Annotated in this window: 13 protein-coding genes; 9 read left to right on the top strand and 4 right to left on the bottom strand. The window is 71.8% G+C overall.

Annotated features, from left to right (window positions below; translation table 11 throughout):
• Positions 1-33: 33 nt before the first annotated feature.
• Positions 34-2,268, bottom strand: a complete 2,235-nt coding sequence (gene glgX / locus ACSU6L_RS11690; RefSeq protein ID WP_437056124.1) for a glycogen debranching protein GlgX — start codon at positions 2,266-2,268, stop codon at positions 34-36.
• Positions 2,269-2,421: 153 nt separating this feature from the next.
• Between glgX and ACSU6L_RS11685 the strand changes: the two genes are divergently transcribed.
• The 6 genes from ACSU6L_RS11685 to ACSU6L_RS11660 all read left to right on the top strand — a co-directional run bounded on the left by ACSU6L_RS11685 (position 2,422) and on the right by ACSU6L_RS11660 (position 8,711).
• Positions 2,422-3,669 (top strand): Ig-like domain-containing protein, encoded by a 1,248-nt coding sequence (locus tag ACSU6L_RS11685; protein ID WP_437056123.1) that lies wholly within the window; start codon positions 2,422-2,424, stop codon positions 3,667-3,669.
• 160 nt (positions 3,670-3,829) lie between these two features.
• The gene (locus ACSU6L_RS11680) at positions 3,830-5,080 is read left to right on the top strand and encodes a L,D-transpeptidase (protein WP_437056121.1); all 1,251 of its coding nucleotides are present in this window, start codon (positions 3,830-3,832) and stop codon (positions 5,078-5,080) included.
• Between the two features lie 76 nt (positions 5,081-5,156).
• Positions 5,157-5,924, top strand: a complete 768-nt coding sequence (locus ACSU6L_RS11675; RefSeq protein WP_437056119.1) for an enoyl-CoA hydratase/isomerase family protein — start codon at positions 5,157-5,159, stop codon at positions 5,922-5,924.
• 285 nt (positions 5,925-6,209) lie between these two features.
• Positions 6,210-6,713, top strand: coding sequence for an ATP-binding protein (locus tag ACSU6L_RS11670; protein ID WP_437056117.1), 504 nt, complete (start codon positions 6,210-6,212; stop codon positions 6,711-6,713).
• 71 nt (positions 6,714-6,784) lie between these two features.
• The gene (locus ACSU6L_RS11665; protein ID WP_437056115.1) at positions 6,785-8,002 is read left to right on the top strand and encodes a YncE family protein; all 1,218 of its coding nucleotides are present in this window, start codon (positions 6,785-6,787) and stop codon (positions 8,000-8,002) included.
• A 76-nt stretch (positions 8,003-8,078) separates the two neighbouring features.
• Entirely contained in the window at positions 8,079-8,711 is a 633-nt protein-coding gene (locus ACSU6L_RS11660; protein ID WP_437056113.1) for an ADP-ribosyltransferase, read from the top strand.
• On the opposite strand, the gene ACSU6L_RS11655 is transcribed toward ACSU6L_RS11660, so the two are convergent.
• Positions 8,665-9,333 (bottom strand): N-acetyltransferase family protein, encoded by a 669-nt coding sequence (locus ACSU6L_RS11655; RefSeq protein WP_437056111.1) that lies wholly within the window; start codon positions 9,331-9,333, stop codon positions 8,665-8,667. The genes ACSU6L_RS11660 and ACSU6L_RS11655 overlap by 47 nt on opposite strands.
• A 160-nt stretch (positions 9,334-9,493) precedes the next feature.
• On the opposite strand from ACSU6L_RS11655, the gene ACSU6L_RS11650 reads away from it, so the two are divergent.
• Positions 9,494-9,706 carry an EF-hand domain-containing protein gene (locus tag ACSU6L_RS11650; RefSeq protein WP_073941035.1) on the top strand — a complete coding sequence of 71 codons (213 nt, stop codon included), beginning with the start codon at positions 9,494-9,496 and terminating at the stop codon, positions 9,704-9,706.
• Between the two features lie 207 nt (positions 9,707-9,913).
• Positions 9,914-10,360, top strand: coding sequence for a hypothetical protein (locus ACSU6L_RS11645; RefSeq protein ID WP_437056109.1), 447 nt, complete (start codon positions 9,914-9,916; stop codon positions 10,358-10,360).
• 7 nt (positions 10,361-10,367) lie between these two features.
• Here ACSU6L_RS11645 and ACSU6L_RS11640 read toward each other — a convergent pair whose 3' ends face one another.
• Positions 10,368-11,297 (bottom strand): AraC family transcriptional regulator, encoded by a 930-nt coding sequence (locus ACSU6L_RS11640; protein WP_437056107.1) that lies wholly within the window; start codon positions 11,295-11,297, stop codon positions 10,368-10,370.
• Positions 11,298-11,398: 101 nt separating this feature from the next.
• Between ACSU6L_RS11640 and ACSU6L_RS11635 the strand changes: the two genes are divergently transcribed.
• Complete coding sequence (locus tag ACSU6L_RS11635) at positions 11,399-12,391, top strand: zinc-dependent alcohol dehydrogenase family protein (RefSeq protein ID WP_437056105.1); 993 nt, start codon at positions 11,399-11,401, stop codon at positions 12,389-12,391.
• A gap of 21 nt (positions 12,392-12,412) precedes the next feature.
• Here the strand turns inward: ACSU6L_RS11635 and ACSU6L_RS11630 are convergent, their stop codons facing one another.
• Entirely contained in the window at positions 12,413-12,955 is a 543-nt protein-coding gene (locus tag ACSU6L_RS11630) for an MOSC domain-containing protein (RefSeq protein WP_437056103.1), read from the bottom strand.
• Positions 12,956-12,960 lie beyond the last annotated feature (5 nt).

Here is a 12,960-nt window from a genome sequence, read left to right as displayed (position 1 = left end):
GGCCGGCAAGTTCACGGACTGGCAACAGTCGCCTCAGCCGACGACCTTCAGCAGCAGCACCGACCGCCCCGGCACCGTGATCGCCGCCCCCGCCGGGTGGGTCACCCCGGGTGCCGTCGCCTGCTCCTCCTCCGACGTGTCGACGACCACCTCGTAGCGCTCCGCCCACGGCGGCCCCGGCAGGACGAAGCTCACCGGCCGTTCCCCGGCGTGCAGCACGGCGAGGAAGCTGTCGTCGAGGATCGGCGCGCCCCGCTCGTCGCGGCCCGGGATGTCCCGCCCGGAGAGGTACATGCCGAGCGTGGCGGCGGGCGCGTACCAGTCCCGTTCCGTCATCTCGGTGCCCCGCGCGGTGAACCACGCCAGGTCCCGCAGCCCGTCCGCGGAGTGCGCCCGCCCGGAGAAGAAGGCCCGGCGGCGCAGCACGGGATGCCGGTGCCGCAGCGCTATCAGCCGCGCGGTCAGCTCCGTCAGCGCCCGCCAGCCGGGGTCCTCCAGGAGGCTCCAGTCCAGCCAGCTGATCTCGTTGTCCTGGCAGTAGGCGTTGTTGTTGCCGCCCTGGGTGCGGCCCAGCTCGTCGCCGGCGACCAGCATCGGCACGCCCGTGGACAGCAGCAGTGTGGTGAGCAGGTTGCGCAGCTGGCGGCGCCGCAGCGCCCGCACCCGCTCGTCGTCGGTGTCGCCCTCGGCGCCGCAGTTCCAGGCCCGGTTGTCGTTCGAGCCGTCCCGGTTGCCCTCGCCGTTGGCCTCGTTGTGCTTGCGCTCGTACGACACGAGGTCCCGGAGCGTGAAGCCGTCGTGCGCGGTGATGAAGTTGACCGACGCGTACGGCCGCCGCCCGCCCCAGGCGTACAGGTCGCTGGAGCCGGACAACCGGTACCCCATCTCGCGCACGTCGGGCAGGGCGTGTCGCCAGAAGTCCCGTACGGCGTCGCGGTACCGGTCGTTCCACTCCGTCCACAGCGGCGGGAACGCGCCCACCTGGTAGCCGCCGGAGCCCACGTCCCACGGCTCGGCGATGAGCTTGACCCGCCGCAGCACCGGGTCCTGGGCGATGACGGCGAGGAACGGGGAGAGCATGTCGACGTCGTGCATGGAGCGGGCCAGCGCCGCCGCCAGGTCGAAGCGGAAGCCGTCGACGCCCATCTCGGTCACCCAGTAGCGCAGCGAGTCCGTGATCAGCCGCAGCACGTGCGGCTGGACGACGTGCAGGGTGTTGCCGCAGCCGGTGTAGTCGGCGTACCTGCGCGCGTCCGGCTGGAGGCGGTAGTAGCCCCGGTTGTCTATGCCCTTCAGGGACAGCGTCGGGCCCAGTTCGCCCGCTTCGGCGGTGTGGTTGTAGACCACGTCGAGGATGACCTCGATCCCGGCCGCGTGCAGGGCGCGCACCATGCGCTTGAACTCGCCGACCTGCTGGCCGCGGGTGCCGGAGGCGGCGTAGGCGGCGTGCGGGGCGAAGTAGCCGATGGAGTTGTAGCCCCAGTAGTTCCTCAGACCGCGTTTGAGCAGGTGGTCCTCGTGCGCGAACTGGTGGACCGGCAGCAGCTCGACGGCCGTGACGCCGAGCCGTGTCAGGTGCTCGATCGCCGCCGGGTGGGCCAGTCCGGCGTACGTGCCGCGCAGGTCCTCGGGGATGTCCGGGTGCAGTCTGGTGAAGCCCTTCACGTGCAGCTCGTAGATGACCGAGTCCGCCCACGGGGTCTTCGGTCGGCGGTCGTCGGCCCAGTCGTCGTCATCGTGGACGACGACGCCCTTCGGGACGTGCGGCGCCGAGTCCCGGTCGTCGCGCACGGTGTCGGCGACCTGCTGCTGCGGCCAGTCCCGGACGTGCCCGTACACCTCCGGCGGCAGCGCGAACTCGCCGTCCACCGCGCGGGCGTAAGGGTCGAGCAGCAGCTTCGCCGGGTTCCAGCGGCCCCCGGTCCACGGGTCCCAGCGGCCGTGCACCCGATAGCCGTACCGCCGGCCGGGCATCACTCCCGGCACGAAGCCGTGCCAGATCTCGTGCGTCAGTTCGGTCAGCCGGAGCCGCCGTTCGCCGCCGTCGTCGTCGAACAGGCACAGCTCGACGGCCTCCGCCCCGCCCGCCCAGAGCGCGAAGTTGGTGCCCGCCACCCCGTCCGGGCCGACCCGGAACCGCGCGCCCAGCGGCATCGGCGCCCCCGGCCACACGGGTGTCGTCGCCGGCGCCTCCCGCGCGGCGCCGTTCACGCCGGCGGCAGGGCGCCCTTCCCCGACACGCGTCTCCTGCTCGGCAGCGCTGGACACCAGTACGCCTCCCACGGCTCGCGGAACGACGTGCCCACGAAGGCCCACGGCGTCCCGGCCCCGGCTCCCCGTCGTCGTCCTCCCCACTGTTCTGCCCAGAGCTTGGGTCGCACTCACGTTTCCCCAGGGCGGGCGCCGTCGTTGGGCACGTTTGTGAGGCACGTAAACGGGCGCGCGCGGCGCGCGAGGGCCGCACTGGCCGCAGCACTGACATGGGCAGGACTACTGGCCGGAGTCGTCGGCTGCACCGGCGACGGCACCGGCACAATGGGCTTCGGCGGGCCGGAGAAGCCACCGGGCCCCGAGGACGTCATCCGGGTGACCCCGGACGACGGCAGCAAGGGGGTCAGCCCCGGCACGGACCTCTCCGTCCGCGTACCGAGCGGGCGTCTGGAATCGGTGAAGGTGACCAGGTCCCAGGACGCGCAGACGACCCGGGTGCCGGGCCGGATCTCCGCGGACGGACGGCGGTGGGAGCCGGACAGCCACAAGCTCGCGCTGGCCGCCGAGTACACGGTCGACGCGGTCGCCGTCGACGGCGAGGGCCGCCGCTCGGCCCGGCACACCACCTTCACCACGCACGTGCCGGAGGAACGCTTCATCGGGTACGTCACCCCCGAGAACCGCTCCACCGTCGGCACCGGCATGATCGTCTCCCTGGAGTTCAACCGGGAGATCCAGCACCGCGCGGCCATCGAACGCGCCATCCGGGTCACCGCGAAGCCCGCCGTCGAGATCCGCCCCCACTGGTTCGGCGACACCCGCCTGGACTTCCGCCCCGAGCGCTACTGGAAGCCCGGCACCGAGGTCACCGTCGACCTCCGCCTTCGCGACGTCGAGGCCGCGCCCGGCGTCTACGGCCTCCAGCACAAGACGTTCACCTTCACCGTCGGCCGCAGCCAGGCCTCCCTCGTCGACGTCGCCCGGCGCAGCATGGAGGTCCGGCGCGACGGCCGGCTGCTCGGCACGGTGCCCGTCACCGCGGGCGCCCCCAAGACCACCACCTACAACGGCAAGATGGTGGTCACCGAGATGCTCGAGGTGACCCGGATGAACGGCGCCACGGTCGGCTTCCGCAAGAAGAACGGCAAGAGCGAGTACGACATCCCGGACGTCCCGCACGCCATGCGGCTCACCTACTCCGGCACCTTCCTGCACGGCAACTACTGGGCCCCCACATCGGTCTTCGGCCGCACCAACGTCAGCCACGGCTGTGTCGGCCTGCGCGACGTGAAGGGCGGCGGCGCGGACACCCCGGCCGGCTGGTTCTTCGACCGCAGCCTCGTCGGGGACGTCGTCGAGGTCGTCAACAGCAATGACAAAAAGGTCGCTCCCGACAACGGGCTCGGAGGCTGGAACATGGGATGGAACGAGTGGAAAGCGGGCACCGCGACGGAGTGACCCGACGGGGGGAACGGTTGGGACCGAACAGTGACATTTCCCGGGCGTCCGGCGCGCTGACCTTGTGGTTAATATGCGCCGAGCGCGCGGGACGCGCTGGGGAGGGGGCCCGACGGGGCCCGGTGAGGGTCCGGTCCCGGACCCGTTGAGGGGAGACAACTTGAACGTGCGGCCGATATCGGGGGCGTCGGTTGACGCGCGCGGGGGGCGCGGGAGCGGCAGGGGGCCGCTCGCGCTGATACTCGGGGCGCTGCTGCTGGCCGTCACCGCGTGCGGCGGAGGCTCGGACTCCGGGTCGTCCGGTGACGGCAAGGGCAAGGCCGGCGGCGAACCCACCGCCGTGAGCGGGCAGTCGGAGGCGGTCGTCTCCATAGCCCCCAAGGACGGCGCGAAGTCCGTCGACACCAGCGGCGACCTCAAGGTGACCGCCGCCAAGGGCAAGCTCACCGAGGTCGTCGTCAAGGACGCCAAGGGCGCGAAGATAGCCGGGGAGATATCCAAGGACGGCGCCACCTGGACGCCGTCCAGCCACCTGGCCGCTGCCACCGAGTACCAGGTCCACGCGGTCGCCAAGGACTCCGAAGGGCGCACCGCCGCCGAGGACTCCGGCTTCACCACCCTGACGCCGCAGAACACGTTCGTCGGACACTTCACCCCGGAGGACGGCTCCACGGTCGGCGTCGGAATGCCGTTCTCACTCCGCTTCACCCGGGGCATCACCAACCCCGAGGACGTCGAGAAGGCCATCGAGATCAAGACCGAGCCGGCCGTCGATGTCGAGGGCCACTGGTTCGGCAACGACCGCCTCGACTTCCGGCCCGAGAAGTACTGGAAGGCCGGCACCAAGGTCACCGTCCGCCTCAACCTCGACGGCGTCGAGGGCCGCCCCGGCGTCTACGGCGAGCAGGCCAAGACCGTCTCCTTCACCATCGGCCGCAACCAGGTCTCCGTCGTCGACGCCAAGAAGCTCACGATGAAGGTCACGCGGGACGGAAAGGTCGTCAAGACTATACCGGTCACCACCGGTGCCCCCGGCTACGAGACCTGGAACGGCCAGATGGTCATCAGCGAGAAGCTGACGGTCACCCGCATGAACGGCGACACGGTCGGCTACGGCGGCGAGTACGACATCAAGGACGTCCCGCACGCCATGCGGCTGAGCACCTCCGGCACCTTCCTGCACGGCAACTACTGGGGCGGCGACGCCTTCGGCAACCGCAACGCCAGCCACGGCTGCGTCGGTCTGCGCGACGTGCGCGGCGGCTGGGACAAGGACGCGCCGGCCGCCTGGTTCTTCAACCAGTCGATGATCGGCGACGTGGTGGTCGTGAAGAACTCGAACGACCGGATCATCGACCCGGACAACGGCCTCAACGGCTGGAACATGTCCTGGGACGAGTGGAAGGCGTGACGCGCTGAGCGCGCGCGGGCCCGGTGTGAGCTACCGCACCGGGCCCGCTGTCGTTAGTCCCCGTTAACCTGCGTGCATGACCGTATCTCTCGAAGTCGCGGACGGCGTCGGCACCCTGCGCCTGGACCGCCCGCCGATGAACGCGCTGGACGTGGCCATCCAGGACCGGCTCAAGGAGCTCGCCGAGGAGGCCACCCGCCGCGAGGACGTGCGCGCCGTGGTGATCTACGGCGGCGAGAAGGTGTTCGCGGCCGGCGCGGACATCAAGGAGATGCAGGACATGGACCACACGGCGATGGTCCTGCGCGCCCGCGCCCTGCAGGACTCCTTCACCGCGGTGGCCCGCATCCCCAAGCCGGTGGTGGCGGCGGTGACCGGCTACGCGCTGGGCGGCGGCTGCGAGCTGGCGCTGTGCGCGGACTACCGGATCGCCGGGGAGAACGCCAAGCTGGGCCAGCCGGAGATCCTGCTGGGCCTCATCCCCGGCGCGGGCGGCACCCAGCGGCTGTCCCGGCTGATCGGCCCGTCCAGGGCCAAGGACCTGATCTTCACCGGCCGCCAGGTGAAGGCCGACGAGGCGCTGACGCTCGGTCTGGTGGACCGGGTGGTCCCGGCCGCCGAGGTGTACGCGGAGGCGCACGCCTGGGCCGCACGGCTCGCCCAGGGCCCGGCGCTCGCGCTGCGCGCCGCGAAGGAGTCGGTCGACGTGGGCCTGGAGACCGACATCGAGACGGGCCTCGCCGTGGAGCGCAACTGGTTCGCGGGGCTGTTCGCCACCGAGGACCGGGCGATCGGGATGCGCAGCTTCGTGGAGGAGGGGCCGGGCAAGGCCAAGTTCCGCTGAACGGTCCGCGGAAAGTCCCCCTAGGGGCTTGCCGTTGACGCGATGTCTGATCCGGGTCCCTCGAAGGGGCGGTTTGTGGAAGCCTTGGGGCAACCTTGAGCCTGCCTTGTCGAGGGAGCCCGTCCATTGCCGTCGAACGATCCGTCCCCGCAGGTCAGCGGGGCTGTGTTCGAGTCCGCACCGCCTCCGGCATATGCCGGCCGGAACGCGCGGGACGGGGGCCGCCGGGGGGCGTATTCCTTCGGAACGGCCCCCAACGGCGCGCCGGGCGGCCATGATGGGGGCATGGCGGGGCTGGAGGGCATCGAACAGCCGCGGGGACGCGGCCGTGCGACCGCGGCGCGCTGGTCGCCGGCGGTCGAGGACGAACAGGCGCTGAGGGCGCTGGAGTTGTTCGGCAACCCGACGGAGGCCGAGGTCTCGCTGCCGTCCCTTCCCGAGTCCGCGGCGACGGCCCGGCGGCTGGCCCAGGTGGTGGTCCTCCGTCAGTGGGGCCTGTCCCCGAAGATGACCGAGGACGTCGTCCTGCTCGTCTCCGAACTCGTCGGCAACGCGGTACGGCACACCGGCGCCCGGGTCTTCCACCTCCGTATGCGCCGCCCCCGCGGCCGGATCCGCATCGAGGTCCGCGACCCCTCGCGCGGTCTGCCCTGTCTGATGCCCGTGCAGGAGATGGACGTCAGCGGCCGGGGCCTGTTCCTCGTCGACAAGCTCTCCGACCGCTGGGGTGTCGACCTGCTGCCGCGCGGCAAGACCACCTGGTTCGAGATGCGGGTCGCGGACCGCTGAGTCCGCGCCGGCGATCCGGCCGCACCACCGATCGGGCCAATCGCCCGGTTTCGCCCGCGGTCCCCCTATAAATGGTCCGCGTGACCACGACCGACCGCCGCGCGGCGCCGCTGCCTCGCGTCCTCCACACCCGCGCCCTGCTCGCCGGCGCCGGACTCGTCGCCCTCGCCGCCTGCGGCAGCCAGGGCGGGCACCGCGCGGCCGAGACGCCCGGCACCGAAGCGGCCGTGCCCGCCCCGACGAACAGGGAGCGGGTCGACGGGCTGCCGGGGATGCCGCCGGTCCTCGACCCGGCGGACGTCTACGCCGCCGACCGCCCGGGCAGGCTGTCGCCGGTGGTGAGGGACTTCCCGTCCCGGGTGTACGTGCCCAACACCGAGTCGGACACGGTCTCCGTCATCGACCCGGCCACGTACGAGACCGTCGACACCATCCGCGTCGGACGGCAGCCGCAGCACGTCGTGCCCTCCTGGGACCTGAAGACCCTCTGGGTCAACAACAACCGGGGCCACACCCTCACCCCGATCGACCCGAGAACCGGCAAGGCGGGCGAGCCCGTCGAGGTCCACGACCCCTACAACCTGTACTTCACGCCGAACGGCAGATACGCCGTCGTGATGGCCTCCCTCGACCGTGAACTGGTCTTCCGCGACCCGCACACCATGAAGCCGGTCAAGACCGTGCCGGTCAGCTGCTACGGCGTCAACCACGCCGACTTCTCCATGGACGGCCGCTACTTCGTCGTCTCCTGCGAGTTCAGCGGCGAACTGCTGAAGGTCGACACCGAGAAGATGGAGGTGATCGGCCAACAGAAGCTGCCGTTCCAGGGCGCCATGCCGCAGGACGTGAAGATCTCCCCGGACGGCGAACGCTTCTACGTCGCCGACATGAAGGCCGACGGCATGTGGGTCCTCGACGGCGACACCTTCGACCAGCCGGCGCTGCTGCCCACCGGCAAGGGCTGCCACGGTCTCTACGTCAGCCGCGACTCCCGCGAGATGTACGTCTCCAACCGCGGCGAGGGCACGGTCTCCGTCTTCGACTTCGCCCAGGACCGGCTGACCAGGAAGTGGCGGCTGCCCGACGGCGGCAGCCCCGACATGGGCGGCGTCTCCGCCGACGGCAAGGTGCTGTGGCTGTCCGGGCGGTACGACGCCGAGGTGTACGCCATCGACACCCGCACCGGCACCCAGCTCGCCCGGATCCCCGTCGGCAGCGGCCCGCACGGTCTCGCCGTCTACCCCCAGCCGGGCCGCTACTCGCTCGGCCACACCGGCATCTTCCGTTGACGCGGGGAAGGCTGACACGCCGCCGTACGGGTGAGAATTCACGGCGCGCCGCGCCGGACGCGCCATCGTGCTCCGCATGATCACAACTCGTCTGCGGCGGCGTGCCGCCGCCGTCGTCATGTCTCTCTCCGCCGTCCTCGCCACGACGGCCGCCACCACCACCCCCGAGAGCGCCCGGTCCGCCGCTCCGGCCTTCGTGAAGGCCGCCGCCGCCGAACCCAAGGACTGCCCGGTCCAGTTCGAGGACAAGATCAAGGCCGCCGCCGACCGCCGCGTCCAGGTCGAGCGGATCACCCCCGAGCCGGCCTGGCGCAAGAGCTGCGGCACGCTCTACCGCGCCGACGGCCGCGGCCCCACGGTCGTCTTCGAGGAGGGCTTCAAGCCCCGGGACGTGGAGAGCGGCCAGTACGACCTGGAGCAGTACGTCCTGGTCAACCAGCCCTCGCCGTTCGTGTCCACGACGTACGACCACGACCTGTACAAGAAGTGGTGGAAGTCCGGCTGGAACTACTACATCGACGCGCCCGGCGGCATCGACGTCAACAAGACCATCGGCGACACCCACAAGTGGGCCGACCAGGTCGAGGTGGCCTTCCCCGGCGGCATCGACCGGAAGTACATCATCGGCGTCTGCCCGGTGAACAAGACCACCAAGGTCGAGATCATGAGCGGCTGCGAGAGCAACCCGCACTACGAGGCCTGGCACTGAGCAGCGCCTCCGACCCCACCGGTCGGTAGCCGGCCGCCTGGAACGCCCGCAGACTGCGGGCGTTCCCCGCCGACACCTGCGCCCACACCGGCTCCCCGGCGAGCTGCCGCGCCGCCGTCACCAGCGCCCGCCCCAGCCCCCGGTGCCGTACGTCCTCCGTCACCTCGACCGCCACCTCCAGCCGCCCGGCGACCCCGCGGCCCAGCACGAGCACCCCGCCGTCGGCCGCCCACACCCGGACGTCGTCGCGCCGCCGCAGCGAACTCACCACCCGGGGATGGCCGGGATCGTGGATCTCCCGCAGCGCGAGCGACGGCTCGCCCGGCAGCGGGTCGCCCACCGACAAGACATCGATGGTGTCCGTCCCGCGTCCCGTGCGCTCCATGAGGGCGCTGAGGAACCGCGCGTTCATGGTCGCGGCGAGCGGGTCGCAGTCGAGCGCGTCCAGGGTGTCGAGCACCCACTTCGGATCCTCGTCCGTGAAGACCACCGAGTGCGCCGTGAAGGCGAGCACACCGGCGTCGCGGGAGGACGGCTGCGGCACGACGGTCGTACGGCCGTCCGGGGGCGGGAAAAGGCCCCGCGCCGCCGCGTCGAGAATGTCCCGCAGGCTGTTCGCCACCGCCGCTCCTCGCGTCTCCGCACACCGGAAGGCCCAGACTGCCAGCCGCGAGGAGTCCGCGTGGGTGGTCGCCGCACTGCGCGCTCGGGCGGGCGGTTAATCTGACCTGCGTCAGTACGACAGCAACGTGTAGCAAAGTATGACAAAGAGGGGCGGATCGGTGGCCGACATCGAGGAAGCACGCAAGCAGTTCGAGCGGATCGACACGGACGGGGACGGCCGGATCACCGCTGCCGAGTTCAAGACCGCCCTGGCTCAGGGTGGCGACTGGAACGTCACGGAGGCGGTCGCCGAGGCGATCATCGCCAGCCGCGACCTGAACGGCGACAAGGTGCTGTCGTTCGACGAGTTCTGGGCCCACCTGAACAAGTGACGCGTGCCACGCGGGGGCGCCCGCATCCCGGACCCGGGATGCGGGCGCCCCTTCGTCATGCCCGGACCCCAACGGGCCATCGAGGACGGGGACGCGGACACGGCGGCGGACGTGCTGCGGCGGGAGCTGGAGCAGACGCTTCAGCTGCTGGCGGCAGGCGCCGGTAAATGACTGGCCGAGAACCGGCCCCGTCGGGAGGATCCCGCCATGGGATGTGACATACACGGCCGGGTGGAGTGCCGCTCCGGCAGCGGCGCATGGGAGTACGACGAGGACGAGTGGGACTGCGCGATCAACCTCGATCTGCTCTACATGGGCCGCGGCTACGCCTCCTTCGGCTGCCTCTTCGGCGTCCGCAACGGCTGGGACTTCCGTCCGCTCGCCGCCGACCGCGGCCTCCCGGAGGACGCGTCCACCCCGACCCGCAGGGAACACGGTGAATGGGGTCCGGACGCCCACAGCGCGTCCTGGATCACCTGGGCCGAGCTGGAGGCCGCCGACTGGGACGAGCGGGGCCGGGGCGACGAGGCGCCGACCCGCCGCGAGGTGGCGTGGGAGGACGAACGCTGGGCGCCGGTGTGGTCGGTGATGCGCACCCTCGCCGGTCTCTACGGGGGTGACGACGTCCGGCTCGTGGTCTGGTTCGACAACTGACCGGCGCTCAGGAGACCCGGCGCCGGAACTGCCCCGGCGCCACCCCGAACTCCCGCTTGAACGCCTTGGCGAAGGCGAACTCCGAGGTGTAGCCGGCGCGTTGGGCGACCAGCCGGAGCGGGGTCTCGTCGGCGCGCAGCAGCCGCCCGGCCGTGGTCATCCGCCACCACGTCAGATACGTCAGCGGCGGCTCGCCCACCAGCGCGGTGAACCGGCGGGCGAACGCCGCCCGCGACAGGCCGCCGCGCGCGCCCAGCTCCTCCACCGTCCAGGGGTGCGCCGGATCACCGTGGATGGCGTGCAGCGCCGCGCCGACCGCCGGATCGGCGAGCGCCGCCGCCCAGCCCGTCGGGCGCCCCCTCGCGCTCCGGTGCCCGTCCTGCCACCAGGCCCGCAGGATGTACAGCAGCAGGGTGTCCAGCAGCGAGGTGACGATCGTCGCCGAGCCCGGACGGGACTCCTGGAGCTCCTCGCCGAGCAGTTCCACCGCCGCCCGCAGCGAGCGGTGCGCGCCGACGCGGGCCGGCAGATGCACCACCTCCGGCAGCTCGGTCAGCAGCGGATGAGCGCGCGAGCGGTCCAGGGTGTACGCCCCGCACAGCATGACCGTGTCCGGCTCCGGCCCCCCTGCGGGAGAGGGGGGTTCGGGTTCCGGCCAGCGGCCGTCCGCGTCCAGCCGTACCTCCTCCAGCGGTACGTCCAGGCCGCTGGCCAGCGCGTGCCCGCGCCCGTGCGCCAGGAACGCCACGTCGCCGGGGCCCAGGGCGACCGGCTCGCCCTCCGCTGGGATCAGCCAGGCCGACCCGCGCAGCACCACGTGGAACCCGGCCCCGTTGGACGCCTCGAAGCGCATGCCCCAGGGCGCGTGCTTGTCGTTGCGCGTGGAATGCGGATGCCCGGTGCGCATGGCGGCGACGGCGTCACTGAGTACGTCCATGTCCGTACCGTAGCCGTCACTCCGTACCCGAAGACGAACGGACAGGAAATCGAGACAGGCGGACATGGATCGTCTCGTACGGCGGCCATAGCGTCGACGGCATGTCAACCACCGCACGCACTGTGCTCTTTCACGAGATCGGCGGCCCCGAGGTCCTGCGCGTCGAGGAGACCCGGCTGCCCGACCCCGGCCCCGGCGAGGTGCTGATCGACGTCGCCGCGATCGCCCTCAACCGCGCCGAGGCGCTCTTCCGCGCGGGCCGCTACTTCTACCAGCCCACCCTGCCCGCCTCCCGCAACGGTTACGAGGCCGCCGGGACGGTCGCCGCGGTCGGCCCCGGCGTGACCGCGTTCGCGCCGGGCGACCCCGTGATGGCGGCCGGTGACATCGAACTCGGCTCCCAGGGCGTCCACGCCGACCGGATCCTGCTGCCCGAGGACCGCGTCGTGGCCCGCCCGGCCGACGTCGACCCGGTCGTCGCGGCCGCCGTCTGGGTCGGTTATTCCACGGCGTACGGCGCGCTGGTCCGCACGGCGGGACTCGCCGCCGGGGACCACGTGCTGATCACCGGCGCATCCAGCGGCACAGGCACCGCCGCGATCCAGGTCGCCCGCCGGGCCGGCGCCGTCCCCATCGCCACCACCCGCACCGAGGACAAGCGGCGGCAGCTGCTCGACCTGGGTGCCGAGCACGTGATCGTCACCGGCGGCGAGGACATCGCCAAGGAGACCCGGCGGGTCACCGGCGGGCGCGGCGCCGAGGTGGTCTTCGACGCGATCGGCGGCGCCACCTTCCGCGAGCTGGGCGACGCGGTCGTCGAGGGCGGCACCCTGGTCAGCTACGGCTGGCTCGACCGGCTGCCCATCGAACTGCCGATGAACTGGCCGCTGACCGTGCACGGTTACAACAACCTCGTCATGAGCGGCAGCGCCGACGGCCGCCGCCGCACCAGCCGCTACCTGGCCTCCGGCCTCGCCGACGGCACTCTGCGTCCGGTCGTCGCCGAGGTCTTCGACGGCCTGGACCGCATCCAGGACGCCCACCGTCTGATGGAGTCCAACCGGCACACGGGGAAGATCGTGGTCACGGTCTGACCGGAGGGCCGTACCGGCGGCTCAGACGACGCTCAGCGGTACGTGCGGCCCGTCCGGCAGCTCGACCCGCACCGGGTCACCGGGCCGCACCACGCCGCCGCTGAGCACGACACTCATGATCCCGGCCTTGAAGCGCGCCGAGCCGTCGGCGTTCCGTCCGACGACCTGTTTCATCAGGCCCTTGCGGAACCCGTCGATCTGCGCGCACGGGTTGCGCAGCCCGGTCACCTCGACCACCGCCTCGTCGCCGAGGCGGAGCCGCGTCCCGGTGGGCAGGCCGAGCAGATCGATCCCCCGCGTGGTCACGTTCTCCCCGAGCTGTCCGGCGGCGACCTCGAAACCGGCGGCCCGGACCTCCGCGAACAGCTCCTCGTGGATGAGGTGCACCTGGCGCAGGTTCGGCTGCGAGGGGTCCCGCTTCATCCGGAACCGGTGCTTCACCGTAGTGCCCGCGTGCACGTCGCCCGCCACGCCGAGACCGGCGACGAGCGTGATGCCCGGGCGGTTCGGCTTGGAGAAGGAGTACGTCTCGTTGCTGCTGACCGCAGCGATCATCCCGCCCATACGGA

Origin of the sequence: Streptomyces sp. enrichment culture, assembly GCF_964272855.1 — a bacterium.
Taxonomy (GTDB): domain Bacteria; phylum Actinomycetota; class Actinomycetes; order Streptomycetales; family Streptomycetaceae; genus Streptomyces.
The sequence above is the reverse complement of the archived record's forward strand: the minus strand, read 5'-3'. Positions and strand labels throughout refer to the sequence as shown.

What these genes read in the sequence shown, in the direction of transcription:
- ACSU6L_RS11675 (WP_437056119.1), top strand. Translation starts at nt 5,157, where the DNA reads ATGACCGTATCTCTCGAAGTCGCGGACGGCGTCGGCACCCTGCGCCTG.
- ACSU6L_RS11670 (WP_437056117.1), top strand. Translation starts at nt 6,210, where the DNA reads ATGGCGGGGCTGGAGGGCATCGAACAGCCGCGGGGACGCGGCCGTGCG.
- ACSU6L_RS11665 (WP_437056115.1), top strand. Translation starts at nt 6,785, where the DNA reads ATGGTCCGCGTGACCACGACCGACCGCCGCGCGGCGCCGCTGCCTCGC.
- ACSU6L_RS11660 (WP_437056113.1), top strand. Translation starts at nt 8,079, where the DNA reads ATGATCACAACTCGTCTGCGGCGGCGTGCCGCCGCCGTCGTCATGTCT.
- ACSU6L_RS11645 (WP_437056109.1), top strand. Translation starts at nt 9,914, where the DNA reads ATGGGATGTGACATACACGGCCGGGTGGAGTGCCGCTCCGGCAGCGGC.
- ACSU6L_RS11640 (WP_437056107.1), bottom strand. Translation starts at nt 11,297, where the DNA reads ATGGACGTACTCAGTGACGCCGTCGCCGCCATGCGCACCGGGCATCCG.
- ACSU6L_RS11635 (WP_437056105.1), top strand. Translation starts at nt 11,399, where the DNA reads ATGTCAACCACCGCACGCACTGTGCTCTTTCACGAGATCGGCGGCCCC.
- ACSU6L_RS11630 (WP_437056103.1), bottom strand. Translation starts at nt 12,955, where the DNA reads ATGGGCGGGATGATCGCTGCGGTCAGCAGCAACGAGACGTACTCCTTC.